This window comes from Pilosibacter fragilis (assembly GCF_032490495.1).
Classification (GTDB): domain Bacteria; phylum Bacillota; class Clostridia; order Lachnospirales; family Lachnospiraceae; genus Pilosibacter; species Pilosibacter fragilis.
This window is the reverse complement of the sequence record NZ_JAVYJB010000005.1, coordinates 107,384-126,859: the sequence shown is the minus strand read 5'-3', so window position 1 is coordinate 126,859 and position 19,476 is coordinate 107,384. Positions and strand designations below refer to the sequence as shown.

At 50.7% G+C, this 19,476-nt stretch carries 17 protein-coding genes; 11 read left to right on the top strand and 6 right to left on the bottom strand.

Annotation, left to right across the window (positions count from 1 at the left end):
• Positions 1 to 134: 134 nt before the first annotated feature.
• The 6 genes from ABCW45_RS06335 (at position 135) to ABCW45_RS06310 (ending at position 5,801) form a co-directional block, all read left to right on the top strand.
• Complete coding sequence (locus ABCW45_RS06335; protein ID WP_343220495.1) at positions 135 to 737, top strand: hypothetical protein; 603 nt, start codon at positions 135 to 137, stop codon at positions 735 to 737.
• Positions 734 to 1,504, top strand: coding sequence for an ABC transporter permease (locus ABCW45_RS06330; protein ID WP_343220494.1), 771 nt, complete (start codon positions 734 to 736; stop codon positions 1,502 to 1,504). Before ABCW45_RS06335 ends, ABCW45_RS06330 begins: the two co-directional genes overlap by 4 nt.
• A complete protein-coding gene (locus tag ABCW45_RS06325; RefSeq protein WP_343220493.1) occupies positions 1,491 to 2,207 on the top strand; it encodes an ABC transporter ATP-binding protein in 717 nt (238 codons plus the stop codon). Before ABCW45_RS06330 ends, ABCW45_RS06325 begins: the two co-directional genes overlap by 14 nt.
• Positions 2,208 to 2,447: 240 nt before the next feature.
• Positions 2,448 to 3,470, top strand: a complete 1,023-nt coding sequence (locus ABCW45_RS06320; protein WP_343220492.1) for an ABC transporter substrate-binding protein — start codon at positions 2,448 to 2,450, stop codon at positions 3,468 to 3,470.
• Positions 3,471 to 3,850: 380 nt separating this feature from the next.
• On the top strand, positions 3,851 to 5,131 hold the full coding sequence (locus tag ABCW45_RS06315; RefSeq protein WP_117483569.1) for a DUF1576 domain-containing protein: 1,281 nt from the start codon (positions 3,851 to 3,853) through the stop codon (positions 5,129 to 5,131).
• Positions 5,132 to 5,264: 133 nt separating this feature from the next.
• Positions 5,265 to 5,801, top strand: a complete 537-nt coding sequence (locus ABCW45_RS06310) for a VanZ family protein (RefSeq protein ID WP_117483570.1) — start codon at positions 5,265 to 5,267, stop codon at positions 5,799 to 5,801.
• A 185-nt stretch (positions 5,802 to 5,986) separates the two neighbouring features.
• Here ABCW45_RS06310 and ABCW45_RS06305 read toward each other — a convergent pair whose 3' ends face one another.
• The 6 genes from ABCW45_RS06305 to ABCW45_RS06280 all read right to left on the bottom strand — a co-directional run bounded on the left by ABCW45_RS06305 (position 5,987) and on the right by ABCW45_RS06280 (position 12,247).
• Positions 5,987 to 6,715, bottom strand: a complete 729-nt coding sequence (locus ABCW45_RS06305; RefSeq protein WP_021905098.1) for a DUF554 domain-containing protein — start codon at positions 6,713 to 6,715, stop codon at positions 5,987 to 5,989.
• A gap of 356 nt (positions 6,716 to 7,071) precedes the next feature.
• Positions 7,072 to 7,854, bottom strand: coding sequence for a tryptophan synthase subunit alpha (gene trpA, locus ABCW45_RS06300; RefSeq protein WP_117567286.1), 783 nt, complete (start codon positions 7,852 to 7,854; stop codon positions 7,072 to 7,074).
• Positions 7,847 to 9,031, bottom strand: coding sequence for a tryptophan synthase subunit beta (trpB, locus tag ABCW45_RS06295; protein WP_117483572.1), 1,185 nt, complete (start codon positions 9,029 to 9,031; stop codon positions 7,847 to 7,849). The genes trpA and trpB overlap by 8 nt, the downstream gene beginning before the upstream one ends.
• Before the next feature lie 197 nt (positions 9,032 to 9,228).
• Positions 9,229 to 10,734 carry a xylulokinase gene (locus ABCW45_RS06290; RefSeq protein ID WP_343220491.1) on the bottom strand — a complete coding sequence of 502 codons (1,506 nt, stop codon included), beginning with the start codon at positions 10,732 to 10,734 and terminating at the stop codon, positions 9,229 to 9,231.
• A gap of 122 nt (positions 10,735 to 10,856) precedes the next feature.
• Entirely contained in the window at positions 10,857 to 11,798 is a 942-nt protein-coding gene (locus ABCW45_RS06285; protein ID WP_117483574.1) for an ABC transporter permease, read from the bottom strand.
• The gene (locus ABCW45_RS06280; RefSeq protein WP_343220490.1) at positions 11,795 to 12,247 is read right to left on the bottom strand and encodes an ATP-binding cassette domain-containing protein; all 453 of its coding nucleotides are present in this window, start codon (positions 12,245 to 12,247) and stop codon (positions 11,795 to 11,797) included. Before ABCW45_RS06280 ends, ABCW45_RS06285 begins: the two co-directional genes overlap by 4 nt.
• Positions 12,248 to 13,415: 1,168 nt before the next feature.
• Between ABCW45_RS06280 and ABCW45_RS06275 the strand changes: the two genes are divergently transcribed.
• The 5 genes from ABCW45_RS06275 (at position 13,416) to ABCW45_RS06255 (ending at position 19,248) form a co-directional block, all read left to right on the top strand.
• A complete protein-coding gene (locus ABCW45_RS06275) occupies positions 13,416 to 15,116 on the top strand; it encodes an ABC transporter substrate-binding protein (protein ID WP_117471029.1) in 1,701 nt (566 codons plus the stop codon).
• A gap of 236 nt (positions 15,117 to 15,352) precedes the next feature.
• Positions 15,353 to 16,303, top strand: a complete 951-nt coding sequence (locus tag ABCW45_RS06270; RefSeq protein ID WP_117483576.1) for an ABC transporter permease — start codon at positions 15,353 to 15,355, stop codon at positions 16,301 to 16,303.
• A 6-nt stretch (positions 16,304 to 16,309) separates the two neighbouring features.
• Positions 16,310 to 17,248 (top strand): ABC transporter permease, encoded by a 939-nt coding sequence (locus tag ABCW45_RS06265; protein WP_242990670.1) that lies wholly within the window; start codon positions 16,310 to 16,312, stop codon positions 17,246 to 17,248.
• A 12-nt stretch (positions 17,249 to 17,260) separates the two neighbouring features.
• Entirely contained in the window at positions 17,261 to 18,289 is a 1,029-nt protein-coding gene (locus ABCW45_RS06260; protein ID WP_117471030.1) for an ABC transporter ATP-binding protein, read from the top strand.
• Positions 18,274 to 19,248 (top strand): ABC transporter ATP-binding protein, encoded by a 975-nt coding sequence (locus ABCW45_RS06255; protein ID WP_343220489.1) that lies wholly within the window; start codon positions 18,274 to 18,276, stop codon positions 19,246 to 19,248. Before ABCW45_RS06260 ends, ABCW45_RS06255 begins: the two co-directional genes overlap by 16 nt.
• Positions 19,249 to 19,476: the final 228 nt, after the last annotated feature.

The following is a 19,476-nucleotide window of genomic DNA, read 5'->3' as shown; positions in this document are numbered from 1 at the left end:
CATTATGTATTATAATTGTCAAGTTAAAATTCTCCTCAACTATAAAAGACCTCCATTCCCAATTGACATTTCCCTACTAATCTGCTATGCTGAATAATATTGGTTAGTTATAGCTAATTGAAAGGAGTTTTACTTTGACTTATCTATGGATCAATCCAGTATCGGAGAGGATGATCTCGGTGGAGGCACTGGAGAGGATGCTGGAAAAGCATGACCTGACGCGAGTGGTCTGTCGGGAAAGCTGGGGCGAGATCGTGCTTCGGAAGTATCGGGAGCTTTTGGAACATGCAGATGGAACTTTTGCGGACGCGAGATGTCCGGAGGCGGTATCTCTGGTGCGTTCCCTGCAGCCTGAGATCCAGATCGCGGATATTGAGCCGATTCTGATCCACTGTGCGAGAGAACTGGCAGAACGTCCGGATCTCGCGGACGGTGAAAAGATCATCACAACTCCATGCCGGATCTTAGCCGACACGGGAAATAAATTGGAATTAAAAGACACACATTTCGTACCATGGAACCGCCTTCTCGCTGCACTTGGCGAGCCAATGGAACCCGCGCCGGACGCAAGCCCGATCCCGCCTGGATTCTTTAAGGACCTGCCGTTTCCAGTGGTCAGTAAGTCCGGCCGCCCGGCGATCGAATCCTATGTAACCGGAAATGAATGGAAGGATGCAAGACTGATCGAGCTTTTGTACTGTGTTCAGGGCTGCCACAGAGGAGATGGAGTGCGATGAATCAGAAATTTAAAAAATATTTCCCACCGCTCATCGGTATCCTGGCGGTCTTCGCCGTCTGGTATATCGTCTGCCGCGCGGACATCTTAAGTTCCTATGTGCTCCCGTCCCCGGGGCGGGTCTTCCAGAGCTTCTGCAAAATGCTGCAAAGCGGTGAACTCTTCCGTGACTTAAGGATCAGCTTCCTGCGCGTCGGAAAAGGCTTTGTAATCGCCTTTATCCTGGCATTTGCCTTCGGCATGCTGTGGGCGATGATTCCGGCCTCCGCAGGTTACTATGAGTACCTGGTGCAGTTCTTCAGGAACGTACCGCCGCTCAGCATGATTCCGCTGCTTATTTTATGGTGCGGAATCGGCGAAACTACAAAGACGGTCATCATCGTTCTGGCCTCCTTTTTCCCGATGTATTTAAACATCGTCAAGGGATTTACGGGCTGTGACCGGAAGCTTCTGGAAGTAGGAACCATGTTCGGCTACACGGAACGCCAGAAATTTTTCCGCATCATGCTGCCCTACGCCATGGCGGACATTCTCGTAGGAATGCGCATCGGTCTGGGCTACAGCTGGCGCGCTATCATCGGTGCGGAGATGGTCGCAGCGTCCACCGGTCTGGGGCACATGATCCTGTTTGCCCAGCAGATGTCCCGGACCGACAAGGTCATCGTCGGCATCTTCGCCATCGGCATCGCAGGTTATCTGACAGACCGGATCTTCGGTCTTCTCATCAGCATCTTTCTGAAAGGAGCCGGTGAAAATGGCTGGAATTAGATTAAAAGACATTCATAAAACATATCAGGTTGACGGCCGGATGTTTCCTGTCTTAAACGGCGTCGATCTCGAGATCCCGGAAGGAAAGATCACCGTGATCTTAGGTCAGAGCGGCTGCGGAAAAACGACTCTGCTGCGGCTCACCGGCGGTCTGGAATCCGCCGACAGCGGTGAGGTTCTCTGGGGCGGCGCCCACAAGACCGCCTTTGTGTTCCAGGAACCGCGGCTCATGCCATGGCTCAATGTCTGGAACAATATTATTTTCGGTTTGAAGAAAAATCAGGTCGATCAGGAGAAGATTCAGGACATCGTCTCCACGGTGAACCTGTCCGGCTTTGAAAAGGCATACCCATCACAGCTTTCCGGCGGCATGCAACAGCGCGCGGCCATCGCCAGGGCACTGGCCTACGAGCCAACCTTTATCCTGATGGATGAGCCATTCGCAGCTCTCGACTATTTCACGAGGGAACAGATGCAGAGGGAACTTCTCCGCGTTCAGCAGAAGGAACGTTCCAGCATCATGTTCGTGACCCACAGCATCGATGAAGCACTGATCCTCGGTGACCAGATCGTGATGCTTGAAAAGGGGCTTGTGAAGCATGTTTATCCGGTGAAGACGCCATCCGGGGAAAGAAATCTGCTGAATGAGGAGTTTATTGCACTCAAGAGGGATATCATTGAGAATCTGAATTTTATAAATTAAATATATTTTATGTGTAATTCAAGATATTCTGATTTTTATGATATTATTCTTACGCTATTTCCAGCAGATATTACATTCAAAGCATAAACATAATGTTATGAGCTGTCCCAAAAAAAATTTTATTAGCTGGTTTCCTTATTTAAGGGATTCCCATCATTTTATTAAGTTCGGATATCTGCCTATTAACTTAGGCGTATCATACACTTATTTTTTCAACTTACATGAGGAGGACAAAACAAAATGAAAAAACTGATCGCATTAGGACTCGCGGCATGCATGACATTTTCCCTTGCAGGCTGCTCCGGATCTGCAGGCAAAGAGACTGCGGCTGCTTCTGCTGCCGAGACAACCGCTGAGACTTCCGCTGAGGCTGAAACTTCTGCCGAGGCTACAGCTGACGCTGAGACATCCATCGATAAACTCACAGTTACCTATGTAACATCTCCGTTAAATGTACCGACCATCATCGAAAAGGACCAGGGAATCTTCGAAAAAGAGCTCGGCGTTCCGGTTGAGTACGCAGAGCTTACTTCCGGCGCTGACCAGACACAGGCTCTGGCTTCCGGCGACGTTCAGGTTCTCTACGCAGTAGGTGCAACATCCGTGATCCTGTCCGCTGCAAACGGTGCTGACATCAAGGTATTAAACATGTACAGCCGTTCCCCGAAGGCATTCTGCATGTACTCCAAGGATGAGACTCTGACAACTCCGGAGAGTTTAAAAGGCAAGACGATTGCAGGACCAACCGGTACCAACCTTCATGAACTCCTTGTCTCCTACCTTGCTCAGGCAGGCATGACTCTTGACGATGTAAACTATGTAAACATGACCATCCCGGACGCAAAGGCAGGTCTTGATGGCGGCAGCGTTGACGTTGCCCTGCTCGCAGGCGCAACTGCTTACAACGCAGAACAGCAGGGCTACCACCTTGTTGCAGACGGCGAGGGCCTGATCAGCGCACTGATCGCAGTTGCAACGACCCTGAAGTTCTACGATGAGCATCCGGATGTCATTAAAAAATTAAACGCTGCACAGGAAGAGATCGCATCCTACATGGCTGATAACCAGGAGGCAACCATGGAGACTGTTGCCGCAGCACTTGACCTTGATGTTGACGCGGTAAAGGAAATGTACGGTTTCTATGACTTCTCCACAGAGATCACTGACGCCGACAAAGAAGGTTTCCAGAATACAGCCGATTTCATGTATGAGTCCGGCATGATTGAGAATGAGCTTGATGTAAATACACTGTTCATTCAGTAATTTCGATACTCAGAAACTTTTCGCACTGACATTTTTCGGTGGAGCAAAAGAGATCCAACGCATTCTATGCCTGGATCTCTTTTTTATTTCAAATTGCGTTTTGAGTTATTACATAATCATCTCTATTATTTATTGAGGCTGCAAGCAACCCTGTCAGCATATATCCGAAATCAATAAATTCTCTTTCTCACAGAAATACTTTCTATTCCTGCGATTTTACGGTATACTAATCCATGTGCGCATTCTGCCATGCCCGTCGGATACCCCAATTTTCCGAACCGTGGCACAGAATTTACGGATGCTGCACTGCAAAAGCCTGTCACGAAGCCCATTCTCAATGGTTTTTCACTTGTAATTTTATCTTTAGAAAGGACACGTACATGACAAATTCCCACCCCATCACAAGACTCCAGAAATTCCGCCTTCTGTCCCTGATCCCACTCTATTTCATGATCGTGGGACTGTTTTTACAGCCCATCACGGAAATCCTTCCGGGACTCTGGACATTGATCAAGGAGCCGGACTTCCTGATCACGGACTACTTCCTGGTCGGCGGCATCGGAACTTCCTTTATCAACGCCGGACTGCTGATGCTTTTATGTATCTGGACCATCTATTTCCTTGATATGGAGATGGACGGACATACGATCACATCCAGCTGCCTGATGTTCGGCTTCTCCCTGTTCGGAAAGAACCTCTTAAATATCTGGGCGATCCTGTTTGGTGTGTACCTCTACTCCCACTACCATAAAACACACCTGTCCCGTTACGTTTACATCGGTTTTTACGGCACCAGCCTGTCCCCGATCATCACGCAGATCATGTACATTTCGCATCTTCCTTATGCGATCCGCCTCATCACAAGTCTCGCGGTGGGACTCATGATCGGCTTCGTACTGCCACCGCTGTCCACGCATGTTCACTACGCCCACAAAGGTTACTCTCTCTACAATGTCGGATTTTCCGCCGGAATCATCGCCACCGTCGTGGTCTCCGTGCTGAAGTCCTTCGGCATCAGCACTGAGTCCCGCCTGATCTGGTCCGAGGGCAATAACCAGTTGCTGTTTGCGATCCTCTGCGGGCTGTTTGCCGCCATGATCATTGCGGCATTCCTCTTCGGCGGAAAGGAAGTCGGTGAATCCTACAGAAAGATCTTATCCTGCTCCGGAATCGGCGGAACCGATTATCTCCGGGATAACGGGGGCGCAGCAACGATCCTCAATATGGCAGTCAACGGTTTATTTGCAACGGTCTTTATTCTCGGCGTCGGCGGCGAGTTAAACGGACCGACTATCGGCGGAATCTTCACGATCGTAGGATTTTCCGCCACTGGAAAACATATCCGGAACATCGCCCCGATCATGTTTGGCGTCCTCTTCGCGAGCTTCACAAAACGCTGGACCATTAACTCCCCGTCACCGATGCTGGCACTTTTATTCTCAACGACACTGGCGCCGATTGCGGGGGAATTCGGAGTTCTCATGGGACTTCTCGCCGGATTCCTGCACTCTTCCGTCGCCTTGAATGTTGGAATTGTGTATGGAGGCATGAATTTATATAATAATGGATTTGCAGGTGGAATTGTGGCAATTTTCATGGTTCCGGTGATCCATTCCATCCGCGACCGGAGAGCGCGGGCGAAGGGAGAGATTTCGCTGTAATGCATGCGGTATCTACCCTCTGCTTTTCAATACACTGCCCCAGTTAAAAAGACCATCTTTTGAGATTACTTCAGTGGATTTTTCATGATTATAAAATAATAGATTTCTACAGATTTTTAGGAGTTTTTAAGATATGGGCAATTCAAGTGTATCTAAAAAAGGAAATATGAATGATAAAAAAGAATATCCTACTGCCGCAAAGCTGCTTTCCTGGCTCCCAGCGCTCTTCGTCGCAGCCGCCATCTGCTGGTTCTCCGCCCAGCCGGCGGCGGAGTCCACGGAGATGAGCGACACCGTAAGCCGCTTAATTCTTTTACTCGGCACAAAGCTCGGCTTTTTCCACGGAAATCCGGCGCAGTACGCCGACCTCATCGAACTTATGAGCTTCCCCGTCCGAAAAGCCGCTCATATGACTGAATATCTGGTATTTTACTGCACCGTCCGTTTTGGACTGCACTTTACGTATCGGACCTCCAACGTGAAACGCCGTCTTCTCACCGCTCTCGCCATCGTCTTCCTCTACGCCTGCACCGACGAATTCCACCAGCTCTTCGTCCCTGGCCGTGCAGGGCGGTTTACGGACGTGCTGATCGACTGCTTTGGCGTCACAGTCGTGACACTGGTCTGCCTGATGAGACAGCAGTCCCGCAAACACTACCAGAACGCATAAACCGGCTCTCATTATGATTATGGTATTGTCCGCACAGGTATTGACCGATAATATCAGTACCTGCCGCTGACAGCTTCTTCCGAATGCATGACTGCAAAAATCCCTGAATACGCACATCACATTGATCTGCATACTCAGGGATTTTTTATTTTCATATTATGTGCTTTTCTCGTCCGCCTGTACTCTTACAGCATCGGCACCACCACATTCCCCCAGAACCAGCTCACCGGCATGACAAGCACCATGGCGGGGATCATATCAGCGACCGGGAAGTTGTGGATCTTTGCGATGCGGAAACCTGTGGCCAGAAGAAGAAAACCACCGCAGGCCTTGAAGTCCGCGATCATATCCGGTGTGGTAAGCGGAAAGATGAACTTCGCCGCAGCGAAGATTGCGAGAAAGATCACGCACTGCGGGATTGCAACAGCCGCGACCACCATTCCCAGGGTTCCTCCAAAAATCATCGCAGTAAAGAAGTCCAGAATGGACTTGGAGATCAGAATCGTGTGATCACCGCTCATTCCGGAATCCAGAGATCCATAGATTCCTGTTCCGCTGGCACAGAACAGCACGATGATCGTCACGAGCATCGTCATATACTCTTCTCTGGACATGGACGCATTCTTATTCGGGAAGATCTTTCCGACCGGCTTCTCCATGCACGCCGCGCCGCTGTTGATGATCCCGCCGAGATTCACCGCCAGCCCAAACGCGGTCCCAATGATCACCGCAAAGATAACGGCGGGCATATTTTTCATAAGACCGATGGAGCTCACGCCCATTCCCATGGAGCAGACGCCGAAGATCTTCGTGAGCTCTGAATTGATCCTTGTGGGCAGCTTATGCCCAAATAAAGCCCCGACCACACCACCGATGGCGACGGACAGGGCATTGATGATAATTCCTACTGGCATACATCCTTCTCCTTTTCAAAAAGGAACGTGCCTTGGCACATTCGTGCGTCTCGCGCGGTTGCTTGCGACAACCTACATCTTTGCGCAAGTAACACAAACAACTGCGGTGCAAAGGAGTCCCTGCACCGCAGAATTGACAGTTCGTTATTTAATTTTAGCACAAAGTACGGTACAACGCAAACACTTTACCTCGCAAAAGTGCATGTGAAGTGCATGTTCCCAATTACCATTTTGACAACATTCTTCTCATTTAAGTCGAACGACCGTGAAACTTGGCGCGTGATTCTGGTCAGCGAAGCTGACTTATTCCTATCAAAATCACTGCGCATCCTCGCGGAGCGTTTCCCAGCCGCTTCTTAGATCCCATGCACCGCGTCACACATGGACTTCACATACTCTTTCACATACGGAACCGCATCTTTTCCATACGTTCCGCAGAGCTTCACGATCGCGGAACCAACGATAGCGCCGTCGGAGAGACCTGCCATCTTCTTTGCCTGCTCCGGGGTGGAGATTCCGAAGCCAACCGCGCACGGGATATCTTTCGCCTTTTTCACAAGCTTCGCCATCGCGCCGATATCCGTTGTGATCTCGCTTCTCGTTCCGGTAACGCCAAGAGAGGATACGCAGTATACAAAGCCGGACGCCTCTTTCGCGATCATGCTGATTCTCTCATGGGAGGTCGGGGCAATGAGGGAGATCAGATCCATATCATACTTTTTGCATACCGAATCAAACTCTTCTTTCTCCTCATACGGCACATCCGGCAGGATCAGTCCGTCCATGCCAAGCTCAGACGCCTTCTTGATGAAGCGCTCAGTTCCGTAGGAGAAGACAACATTCGCATAGGTCATGAAAACCATCGGAATTTGTGTGTTTTTCCGGATTTTTTCAACCATTGCAAAAATTTTGTCGGTGGTCACGCCGCCGGACAGGGCGCGGATATTTGCCGCCTGGATCACCGGTCCCTCTGCCGTCGGATCGGAGAACGGGATACCAAGCTCGATGAGGTTTGCGCCTGCCTCCTCCATTGCGTATACAAGCTGCTCCGTGACCTCTAAGGACGGGTCACCGCAGGTGATAAACGGGATAAATGCCTTTCCATTTCCGCCTTTGAAGGCGTTTGCGATCTTACTCATGAATATCCTCCCCTCTGTATCTTGCGATTGCTGCACAGTCCTTGTCTCCTCTTCCGGAAACATTGACAACAATGATCTTATCCTTTCCCATCGTCGGTGCGAGCTTCATTGCGTATGCGATGGCATGGGCGCTCTCGATCGCCGGGATGATTCCCTCGATTCTGGAGAGATACTCGAACGCATCGACTGCCTCGTCGTCAGTGATCGCCACATACTGGGCCCGTCCGGTATCGTAAAGGTTCGCATGTTCCGGTCCGATTCCCGGGTAATCAAGGCCTGCAGAGATGGAATATACCGGGGCAATTTGGCCGTACTCATCCTGGCAGAAGTAAGATTTCATGCCGTGGAAGATTCCGAGACGTCCTGTGGCGATGGTCGCCGCTGTCTCTGCCGTGTTCACACCGCGTCCTGCTGCCTCACAGCCGATGAGCTGAACGTCTTTATCTTCAATAAAGTTGTAGAATGCGCCGATGGCATTGGATCCGCCGCCAACACAGGCAAGAACTGCATCCGGAAGACGTCCCTCTTTCTCTAACATCTGCTCCTTGATCTCCTTGGAGATAACCGCCTGGAAGTCACGGACGATAGTCGGGAACGGATGTGGTCCCATACAGGAGCCGAGAACATAGTGGGTGTCCTCGATCCGGTTCGTCCACTCTCTCATTGCCTCCGAAACAGCATCTTTGAGGGTTCCTGTTCCGGTTGTCACCGCATGCACCTTTGCTCCGAGAAGGCGCATTTTGTAAACATTTAATGCCTGACGTTTTGTGTCCTCCTCGCCCATGTAGATCTCGCATTCCATGCCGAAGAGCGCTGCCGCCGTCGCTGTCGCTACACCGTGCTGGCCTGCGCCTGTCTCAGCGATGACACGGGTCTTTCCCATCTTCTTCGCGAGAAGCACCTGACCGAGCACGTTGTTGATCTTGTGGGCACCGGTGTGATTCAAATCTTCTCTCTTTAAGTAGATCTTCGCTCCGCCGAGATCCTTTGTCATGTGCTCCGCGTAGTAGAGCCTTGACGGTCTGCCCGCGTATTCATTTAAAAGCATTGTGAGTTCTTTCTGGAATTCCGGGTCATTCTTGTAGTGGTTGTATGCCTCTTCGAGTTCCAGTACTGCGTTCATAAGCGTCTCAGGAATGTACTGACCGCCATGCGCGCCAAATCTGCCTTTTGACATATATTTTTCCTCCTCGTGTAAACTGGTTTATTGTCTGTAACTGTCCATACCCATATTTCCGGAGTGATTTTTCAAATCTCCGCCAGACAGTTATCGAAATCGTGATTTTGTAGCAGCGGAAATGTTACTTAACCGTTACCATATTTTCTATTTTTGCAGACCACAGGTTTAAAAAAATCATGGCTACCGACTGACCTTTATCTGCTGTAAAACTCTCTTACCAGCGGATAAATGTTCTTATATTTCTGATAGATCCCGTGATACTTCTCCGAAACTTCCAGATCCGGCTCCACCGTATCACAGTGTCCCTGGTTCTCCAGTGTCTCGATAAAGGACTTGTAATCCGGGATCACGCCCTCCGCCACGAACACCGCCGAGGCGATGGCCAGTGCCGGTAAAAGGTCCGGATCCTTGTATACAAAGATTTTCTGTCCCATGACATTGCATAAGATCCGGCACCATCGCCGTTCCCTCGCTCCGCCTCCGATCAGCGTGATCTTTGACGCCGGATGGTCGAACAGTTCCAGTCCCTGACGGATGGAAAATGCCACTCCCTCGAGGACACTCTGTGCCATATCTGCCGCCGTGGTCTCTTGAGATAACCCCAGAAAGCTTCCCCGGACGCTGCTGTCCATGATCGGGAATCTCTCACCTGTCACATAGGGCAGGAAGAACAGTCCGTGACTTCCGGGTTCCGCTTTCTCAAGAATCTCTGAGATATACCCGAAATCCGGTGCCCCGTCGGGATCCCTGGACAGGATCTTCGCGATCAGCCGGTGGACGTTTCCGCCGTTTAGGAACGGGACTACATTGATGAGCAGGTCCTTCTGCATCGCCGCCAGATTGAATCCGCCGCCTTCACTCTCCATCCTTTGGTTGGATACGGCTGCCACCCAGCCGGAGGTTCCGAGGTTGATGTTGTACTCCCCCGGTGCCAAGATGCCGCTGGCAAGTGTCGTCGCTCCCGCATCCCCGGTTCCGGCATAGACCTTTGTTCCTACCGGATAACCACTCTCCGTCGCCCCGGTCTCCGTGACCGTGCCGACACACTCATGGCCGTAAAAAAGTTTTGGGAACTTCTTAATATCGACTCCTGCCGCTCCAATCAGCTCCTCCGACCAGATCTTCTTGTCCAGATCCATGGCCCCCGCCGTGGAGCAGGCGGTCATGTCTCCGGCGAACACACTGGTAAGTCTACCTATTATATAGTCCTTTGAGCTGATCAGGAAACAGGCGGTTCTTGCATAGATATCCGGCTCATTTTCCTTCAGCCACAAGATCTTCGCCAACGGCATCGATCCGTCAAAATGGTTTCCCGTGATCTCCGCGATATACGCGTCCCCAAGAGGTACTACATTCCGCCTTGCCGCCTCTCTTATGATCACCCGTGCCTGCTCGTCCGCCCGACCGTCGGAATAAAGGATCGCATTCCGGAGTGCTTTTCCTTCTGTCCCAACCGAGATCACATCCTGCATCTGTCCGGAGAAGATGATGGCCCCAATCTCTGCTGCCGGTATGATCTCAAGCATTTCTTTCGACAGGCTGCAGAATGCCCCGTACCACTCATCCGGATCCTGTTCCTTGAAGTTTCCCGTTTCGATGGTGTGGATCACGGAGCTTCCGGTAGAGACGGGCTCTCCATTTTCGTTCACGACCACTGCCTTGACGGCTGTCGTTCCGATATCAAAGGTTGCTGCTAACATCTATTCCCTCCCCGTTCTGTACCGTTACACAGTACTGGGGATTTTGCCAATCCTTCGCATCCTAAATTGGTAAAATCCGCTCTCTCAATGTTATTTTACGGTATTCTCGGTACCAAAAATCCCTACCGTGAACCATGACCCGCGCCGAGTTTTTGGAGCACAACTGCGAGAATGATGATCCCGCCGGTGATAATGTTCTGCATGAAGCTCGGCATCTGAAGGATCGTAAGTCCGTTCGCCAGAACCGCCAGAATGATGGTTCCGACTAAGGTTCCGATCACACAGGGAACACCGCTCTTTGAGACGGTGCATCCGATAAATACCGCCGCGTAGGACTGTAAGAAATATCCCTGCCCCGCTGTGGTATTCGCGGAACCTACACGAGATGCCACGAGAGCGCCTGCAAGACCTGCCATTGCCGCGCTGAGCGCAAAAGCGAGAATTCGGTAACGGAAGATCCGGATTCCTGCCGTCTCTGCCGCCTCTTTACTTCCTCCGATGGCATAAAGCTTTCTTCCGGCTGACATATGATTCATAAACATGTGGAATACGATATAAAGCATTGCCGCCACGATGGTGATAAACGGGATGCCCGCGATTTTTAAGATCCCGGGGATCGTAAACGCCTTCGGAATCCCGTTAAATACAGTCGTGCCTCCGGTAAGTCCGTAAATCACGCCGTCCAGTACGGTTCCCATGCCAAGTGTTGTAATAAAGGAAAGGATCCCGAACTTTGCTACGATCACTCCGTTCACGCAGCCGACGATCAGACCGGCCACTACCGCGGCCAGAAAGCAGACCGGGATCGGAACACCCTGGATCGATAAAAGTGCCGCAACCACGCCGCCGAGACTCACGATGTTTCCGATGGAAAGGTCGAACTCGTTGACGGTCATAACGAAGGTCGCTCCCAGCGCCACCATTGCGAGAGGCGCTGCCTGGCGTGTTATATTAAGGAAGTTTTTCAGTGTAAAAAACGACGCAGGTCTAAGGAGTCCGAAAATTCCGATGATGATGACTAACGCCGCCACCGTTCCGTAATTCTTTAATGCTTTTCCTCTCATCTGTCGTTTTCCTCCCTCCCCGCCTCATAACAGCACGCCAGCACGTCCGTCGGTTTCAGGTCTTTATTCTCAAATGTCTTTCGTACTCTTCCGCATGCCATGACAGCAACCTCATCGGCAACCTCTAAAAGTTCCGTGAGATCGGATGACACATAAAGGACGGCTTTGCCCTTTTTTGCCTCTTCCTTCAGAAGCCTGTGGATCTCCTGTCGTGTTGCCACATCCACCGCCTGAGTCGGCTCATCACAAAGCCAGATCGACGGCTCCGTAAGGAGTGCCTTCGCGAAAATGACTTTCTGCTGATTTCCGCCAGACAGCTCCTTTGCCGGCTGGCTCACACCAACGCATTTGATCTTTAATGCCTCGATCATGTCCATCGCCTTTTTGTCGGCCGCCCGCTTTTGAAACCAGCCGCTTTTCGTGTAGCGGTCGATGGAGGAAAGCATCATTTCCTCCTCGTTTTTGTCGACTGCCTCTTGCGGGAATCAGTAAGGGGTAAAGCAGCACGTTGAAAATAAGTAAAAACGAATGTGCCTTGGCACATTCTCGCGCCTCGCGCGGTCGCTTGCGACAATCTACATCTTCGCGCGAGTGCGCATCTTTGGCACGTTAATGCCTTTTTACGTAACAGGGAATTCCTCGGAATTTCCAGTTACATAAAAAAAGTCCCGGACATAGTTTTCACTATGCCGGGACGAAATTGTTCGTGGTGCCACCCGATTTCACAGATCAGTCTTCCTCGAAAGCCAACTGCTCCGTGCCTACGGCACTCCCACAGTTGCCGCCTCCATTCGTAATCCGGGCTATCGCCCTACTTACTCATGTAGGCTTGGTTGTCAAATGTCTATCCAGCCTGACAACACTTTCAAACAAAAATAGCAGCTATCCCACATCGGAATATCTGCCACCAATCTGTCTCATTTCAGAGTACGGAAATCTCTTTCGATACTCTTATCCTTTAACGCAGGAATCACGGCCGCAGCTACTCGAATCTCTTTCACCTGGCGTCTCACAAACCCATTCCATAGGGAATTCCATACTGTCTTCCACCACCGACAGCTCTCTGTGATTTCATTCCGAATGTACTCTCTTTGCTCATCGACTTTTTGTTTTTAATTTTTATGGATTAAAGATTAGCACACTTCTTTCCATATGTCAATTTTATTTTCAGAATATTTGCTATTAAAAATTCCTATATCCAGTCACTATTTTTTCCAATCATATCCGGTTCGAACAAAAATCGGCTCCTGAAAGACTTTCCAAGATCAGATCTATCATCTCTTTGTTGACAGTTTTTTCCATTTTGTAGAAACAAAAGTTACATAATTCTTATTTTTTGATTATTGTGCCGAATTAAGTAAAGTGAATTTAAAAAATACTTGACTTTTTTAAGTTATGGTTTTATTCTTAAGCACATAATTTTATTAACGATCCATTCCAACTATCAAAGGCGATAACTTCTGACAAAAGTGCGCCTTTCTTTTTTACCCGGACTTCACTGTAAGATTATTGAGCAGTTCCTCCGGTTCTCCGGAAGCGACTGCCGGATACCCACCGGCACCGGAGATTCCCCACCCGGATCGTTCGTAAAAGAAAAGAGAGAGGAGAGATTCATTTATGAAGAAGAGACGACTTATTGCACTCGCAGCTGCAGCCGTTATGGCAGCATCTTCCCTGGCAGGATGCGGCGGTTCCCAGACATCCTCCACAACAGCAGCCGGTTCCACCGCTGAAACAGCAGCGGCTTCCTCCAATGCGGTATCCCCGGACGCAAAGTCCACGGATCAGACACTCGGCGGAGGTATCGCGGTCGGCTCAAGTGACGGCGAAGCAGTAAAAGGCGGAACGCTTGTTGTGTCAATGCCTTCATCCCCACGCACTCTTGATCCAAAAGCCTACTCAACCATGTACGAAAACCACATTATGTACAATGTTCTCGATACCCTGTTTGTCTGGGATAAGGATTACAAAGAGGTGATTCCGAGTCTGGCAACTGATTACACTGTCAGTGATGACGGCCTGACCTACACCATCAACCTCCGTGATGATGTATACTTCCAGAAAGGTAAATTCCAGGACGGAAGAAAGATGACCGCGGATGATGTTGTATACTCTCTTGAACGAAGCAAGGAAGAGAGTACCACAGATCGTATCTGCCGTGATTTCTTCGATTACTGCGAAGCTGCAAGCCCGACACAGGTCGTTATCCATATGAAATCTGTTGCAGGACCGTTTATCTCTCAGTTAGCCGGTATCGGAAACGCAATCCTCCCGAAAGAGGAAGTTGAAGGCTGGGGAGAAGACTTCGGTTCCCACATCGTCGGCACAGGTGCTTTCACACTGGAAGAGATCGTAACCGATGAAAAAGTCACATTAAAGAAAAATGAGAATTACTGGGGCACAGAGCCGAACGTAGACGGCATCGAGTTCCGAATCATCTCCGATTCCAATCAGGCGATCAACGCAGTCCAGACCGGTGAGGTCGACATCGCGATGTATCTTCAGGGCGAAGCCATCAAGCGTGCGCAGGATGCGGACCTCTTACTTCAGGCACCGAGTTCCGCTGTCACCTTTGTCCGCTTCAATATGCAGAACGGACCGACCGCAAACGCTGATGTCAGAAAAGCACTCACAATGGCTGTCGATATCGACTCCATGGTAGCCGGTATCTATCAGTACGGCGAAGGCACAAGAGCTTATCAGCCGCTTCCGGTATACTCCTTCGCTTATGACACGGCATACAATGATCTTGTACCGTCCTACGATCCGGAAGGTGCAAAGAAGCTCCTCGCAGAAGCAGGCTACCCGGATGGCTTTACCATGAGCCTTTACATTGGTTCCACTACCTATCGCGAGAAGATGGCACAGATGTTACAGTACTACTGGAGCCAGATCGGTGTAACACTTGATATCAAGTCTTCCACCATGGCCGACTGGTCCGCAGCGGTCGTTGATTCCTGGCAGTCCGATGTTGTAAACAGCTACGGAGTAAGCTGGAACAGCGATCCGGATCCTTACGGTTTCCTTGGAAAGTTCTTCAGCTCCCAGACACTTCACGCCTCCTCCAACGCAGGCGGCTACAACGATGCGGAACTGGATGAGCTCTTAAATGAAGGCTTTGGCTCCACAGACAACGCAAAGCGCGCGGAGTCCTATAAGAAAGTCATTGAGAAGGTTATGAACGAATACACCGGTATCTACTACGCATACGAGTGCCGGAACTGGGCCGTATCCCCGAAGGTACATAACGCAGTTCTCCGTGCCGATAATCAGATGTTAGTCGCAACACCATTCAACAATATCTGGGTTGAAAAATAGAATTTGACGACCAAACCGGTTTGAGTAAGCAGGGTGATAGCCCGGATTACGAAAACCGGCGGTCGCTGCGTGAGTGCTAAAGACACAAAGCAGCTGGATTCCACACATAGAAAGGGGGAGGCAAATCCTAAGTTTGTTTCCCTTTTTCTGTACACTCACAGAGATTTAACTGTTCCATTCTCTTCACATTCTTCCCGGTGAAGAGAACAGGACAGCTATGAAAGGATTGGATTTATATGGGAAAGATCATCATAAAACGATTATTGCAGACGATTCCCACACTTCTGGTCGTCGTCACACTTACCTTCTGCCTCACACGAATGCTTCCGGGCGATCCGGCAGTGGCGATCTTAGGTATCGAGGCAAATGCGGAGGACATCGAAGCTATGAGAGCCGAGATGAACCTCGACAAATCACTCCCTGAGCAGTACGCCCTCTATCTTGGCGGACTTGTCCACGGTGACTTTGGTTACTCCTACAGCTACCGTCAGGACGTTCTTCCACTCATCACTTCCAGAATTCCGAACACATTAACCCTGACGCTGACAGCACTTCTCTTCGCTTTCATCATCGGAACCAGCGTTGGTATCATCGCTGCATTAAAGCAGAATACGATCTTCGATTACATTGTCATGGTCATCACGCTCATAGGTGTGTCCATGCCGATCTTCTGGCTGGCGCTCATGCTGGTTCTTCAGTTTTCCGTTAAAATGAATCTTCTGCCTGTTATGGGTATGGGCGATCTCTCCAAAGGCTTCGGCGATGTTGTGAGCCACATGATCCTTCCCGGCTTCTGTCTCGCGACGATCCCGATGGCAACCTTTGCGAGAACCATGCGTTCCAGCATGATCGATATCATGAGCAGCGACTACATCCGATGTCTCAGAGCCCGTGGAATCAAAAAACTCAAAGTCATCCTGATCCACGGATTAAAGAATGCTCTCCCGCCGCTCATCACAGTTTTAGGTCTGCAGATCGCCGGAACCTTCACCGGTGCCATCATCACCGAGGGAATCTTCTCCTGGCCGGGCATGGGAACCATGATCAACACCGCGATCAACAACCGCGATTATTCCCTGATCCAGGGTGCGGTCCTGTTCTCCGCGATCATGTTCGTCTTCTGCAACATGCTGGTCGATATCGCCTACGCGATTCTGAATCCGAAAGTTAAACTGGAAAAGGGGTGATGAGTTATGACATTATCAAAAAAGAAAAAACCTGCTGCTGCGTCCTCCGTTGTTTCCGGTGAGGCGCTTGGAATGGATGCCAATATCGCAATGCTCGTAAAAGAGCGGAACGCGAACAATGCCTGGCATAAATTAGCGAGAAACAAAACAGCCCTCGTTGGCTTCTTCATCGTGGCTTTTATGGTAGTCATCGCCGTATTTGCCCCGCTCATCGCGCCATATGACCCGAACGCGATCAACCCGGTCCTGCCCTTTAAGGGAATCGGCACTCCCGGACATCTCTTCGGCACGGATGACCTTGGCCGTGATATCCTGTCCCGTATCATCTACGGCTCCCGTATTTCCATGATCGTCGCCGTAGGCGCCACCATCGTCGGCGCGATCATCGGCGTTCTCATCGGACTTACCGCCGGATATTTCGGTGGATGGATCGACGCGGTGCTCATGAGGATCATGGACGGCATGTTCTCCTTTCCGTTCATCCTGTTAGCCATGATCCTGATCACCGTTCTCGGAAACGGCGTCATGAACGTCATTCTGGCCATCGGTATCGCAAGCGTACCGGGATTTGCCCGTGTCACAAGAGGCCAGGTACTGATCGTAAAGGAAGAAGAATACTGCAACGCCTGCCGCGTTGTCGGTGTTTCCCCGGTAAGACTTCTGTTCTTACATATTTTGCCGAACTGTGTATCCCAGATCATCGTTTACGCGACACTCCGTATCGCAAGCGCTATCATCTCCGAGGCATCCTTAAGCTTCTTAGGACTCGGCATCGCGCTTCCGACCGCCTCCTGGGGCAGCATTCTCCGTGTCGGCCGTGACTGCCTGACAACCGCCCCGCACGTTGCGGGAACCGCAGGCGCGTTTATCCTCGTGACTGTTATCGGTTTCAACCTGTTGGGCGATGGTATCCGTGATGTCATGGATCCGAAAATGAAACAGTAGGAGGTGCAGGCTATGAGTGAAAACGATGCAATCTTAAAAGTAAATGGATTAAAAACATATTTCTATCAGGCAAGCGGCGTTTCCAAGGCTGTCGATGGCGTAAGCTTCAGCCTGCGTCAGGGCACGACCATGGGGATCGTCGGTGAGTCCGGTTCCGGAAAGAGCGTCACAAGTGCCTCCGTGATGCGGCTCATGCCGTCAAAGACCGGAAAGATCGTAGATGGCTCCATCATCTTCGACGGTGTGGACATCCGGAATCTCTCTGAGGCACAGATGGAAAAGTTCCGCGGCGATGAGTGCTGCATGATCTTCCAGAACCCGATGACTTCCCTCGATCCGGTATTCAAGATCGGCCACCAGATGGTGGAAATGATCAGAGAGCATGAAAAGGTCAGCAAAAAGGAGGCCTGGAACAAAGCCGTTGAAGCCTTGAAGCTTGTCGGCATCCCGGAAGCCGAGAAACGGATGGATGCCTATCCTCACGAGCTTTCCGGAGGTATGTGCCAGCGTGTCATCATCGCCATGGCTGTCTGCGGACATCCGAAGCTCATCATCGCTGACGAGCCGACGACCGCCCTCGATGTGACCGTACAGGCACAGGTTCTTGAGCTTTTAAAGGATCTCCAGAAGAAGCTCAACACAGCGATCTTACTCATCACCCACAACCTTGGCGTTGTCTGGGAGATGTGCGACACCGTCATGGTCATGTATGCAGGAAATACCGTAGAATACGCGGATACAAAGACGCTCTACAAAGAGCCGCTTCACCCGTACACCTGGGGTCTTCTTGACTCCATGCCGAAACTCAGCAGCTCCACGAAGGAGGACTTAAAGACGATCCCGGGCACACCGCCGGATCTCCGCCTTACCGGCCACTGCTGCAACTTTTATAACCGCTGTCCTTACGCGACGGAGATCTGCAGACAGCAGGTACCACCGCTTAAGGAAGTTGCTCCCGGACATTTCGTGGCATGCCACAGACAGGACGGCGAGCACAGATTAACACGAGGGGAAGTGAATGTGACATGCAAAAAAATGTAATCATGAGCGTCGATCATCTCAGTAAGGATTTCGTGATCCGCGGGAAGAAATTAGGGGAAAAGAGTAAGCTTCTCCACGCATTGAGCGATGTTTCTTTTGATATTTATGAGGGTGAAACCCTTGGCATCATCGGTGAGTCCGGATGCGGCAAATCCACGCTTGGCCGCTGTCTTGTAAAGCTCCACAAGCCATCCGCCGGAACGATCACCTACAATGGCAAGGATCTCTGGAATCTGCCGGTCTACGAGCGCGAGGCAGCCCGCAGGGACATCCAGATGATCTTTCAGGATCCGTATTCCTCTCTGGACCCGAGAAAAACAGCTTCCTACTCTATTGAAGAAGCGATGAAGGTCCACCACATCGGTGACACCGCAAGGGAACGCCGCCAGAAAGCGTTAGAGTCTCTTCAGGAGGTCGGTCTCGACATCCAGCACATGGAGCGCTATCCCCACGAGTTCTCCGGCGGCCAGAGGCAGCGTGTGAACATTGCCCGCGCCCTCTCCATGGAGCCGAAGATCATCGTCTGCGACGAGCCGGTATCCGCACTGGACGTTTCGATCCAGGCACAGGTCATCAACCTCTTCCGCCGCCTGCGGAAGCAGTTTAACCTGACATATGTTTTTATCTCCCATGACCTCGGCATCATCAAGTACATCAGCGACCGGATCATGATCATGTATCTGGGACGTGTCATGGAGTTCTACACTTCGGAGGGAATCTACGCAGATCCGAAGCACCCGTACACTAAGGCGCTTCTCTCCGCGATCCCGCCGGAAAGCCCCTTTGATAAAAAAGAGCGTCTGCCCCTCACCGGCGATATCCCGAGCCCGATCGGGGATCAGGTAGGCTGCCCGCTCGCAGGCCGCTGCCCGCACTGCACGGAACGCTGTAAGAAAGAGATTCCGAAGCTCGTGGACACCGGTGACGGACATATGGTGGCTTGTTTCCTGTACGAATAAGCTTTCACATCCGCAGCACCTGTCCGGGCAGGAAAGTACCCGTTTCAGCTTTTTCTGCACCTGGCAGATTCATAACTGGCTTTGTAACTGTTCATTCCTCACAGTTACGCGCAAAAATCCATTCCACATCGGCTGTGCCGATAGGATTTTTGCCTTCTAGTCTAAGTTTTCTTACGGTCAGCGCAGTAAATGCGCAGACCTGCTGAACAGTTACCTGACTTTTTTATA

Coding starts and splice junctions, on each gene's coding strand:
- ABCW45_RS06280 (WP_343220490.1), bottom strand. CDS start 12,247: ATGATGCTTTCCTCCATCGACCGCTACACGAAAAGCGGCTGGTTTCAA.
- ABCW45_RS06290 (WP_343220491.1), bottom strand. CDS start 10,734: ATGTTAGCAGCAACCTTTGATATCGGAACGACAGCCGTCAAGGCAGTG.
- ABCW45_RS06265 (WP_242990670.1), top strand. CDS start 16,310: ATGACATTATCAAAAAAGAAAAAACCTGCTGCTGCGTCCTCCGTTGTT.
- ABCW45_RS06305 (WP_021905098.1), bottom strand. CDS start 6,715: ATGCCAGTAGGAATTATCATCAATGCCCTGTCCGTCGCCATCGGTGGT.
- ABCW45_RS06325 (WP_343220493.1), top strand. CDS start 1,491: ATGGCTGGAATTAGATTAAAAGACATTCATAAAACATATCAGGTTGAC.
- ABCW45_RS06285 (WP_117483574.1), bottom strand. CDS start 11,798: ATGAGAGGAAAAGCATTAAAGAATTACGGAACGGTGGCGGCGTTAGTC.
- ABCW45_RS06260 (WP_117471030.1), top strand. CDS start 17,261: ATGAGTGAAAACGATGCAATCTTAAAAGTAAATGGATTAAAAACATAT.
- trpA (WP_117567286.1), bottom strand. CDS start 7,854: ATGAGTAAGATCGCAAACGCCTTCAAAGGCGGAAATGGAAAGGCATTT.
- ABCW45_RS06275 (WP_117471029.1), top strand. CDS start 13,416: ATGAAGAAGAGACGACTTATTGCACTCGCAGCTGCAGCCGTTATGGCA.
- ABCW45_RS06270 (WP_117483576.1), top strand. CDS start 15,353: ATGGGAAAGATCATCATAAAACGATTATTGCAGACGATTCCCACACTT.
- ABCW45_RS06330 (WP_343220494.1), top strand. CDS start 734: ATGAATCAGAAATTTAAAAAATATTTCCCACCGCTCATCGGTATCCTG.
- ABCW45_RS06315 (WP_117483569.1), top strand. CDS start 3,851: ATGACAAATTCCCACCCCATCACAAGACTCCAGAAATTCCGCCTTCTG.
- ABCW45_RS06320 (WP_343220492.1), top strand. CDS start 2,448: ATGAAAAAACTGATCGCATTAGGACTCGCGGCATGCATGACATTTTCC.
- ABCW45_RS06255 (WP_343220489.1), top strand. CDS start 18,274: ATGCAAAAAAATGTAATCATGAGCGTCGATCATCTCAGTAAGGATTTC.
- trpB (WP_117483572.1), bottom strand. CDS start 9,031: ATGTCAAAAGGCAGATTTGGCGCGCATGGCGGTCAGTACATTCCTGAG.
- ABCW45_RS06310 (WP_117483570.1), top strand. CDS start 5,265: ATGGGCAATTCAAGTGTATCTAAAAAAGGAAATATGAATGATAAAAAA.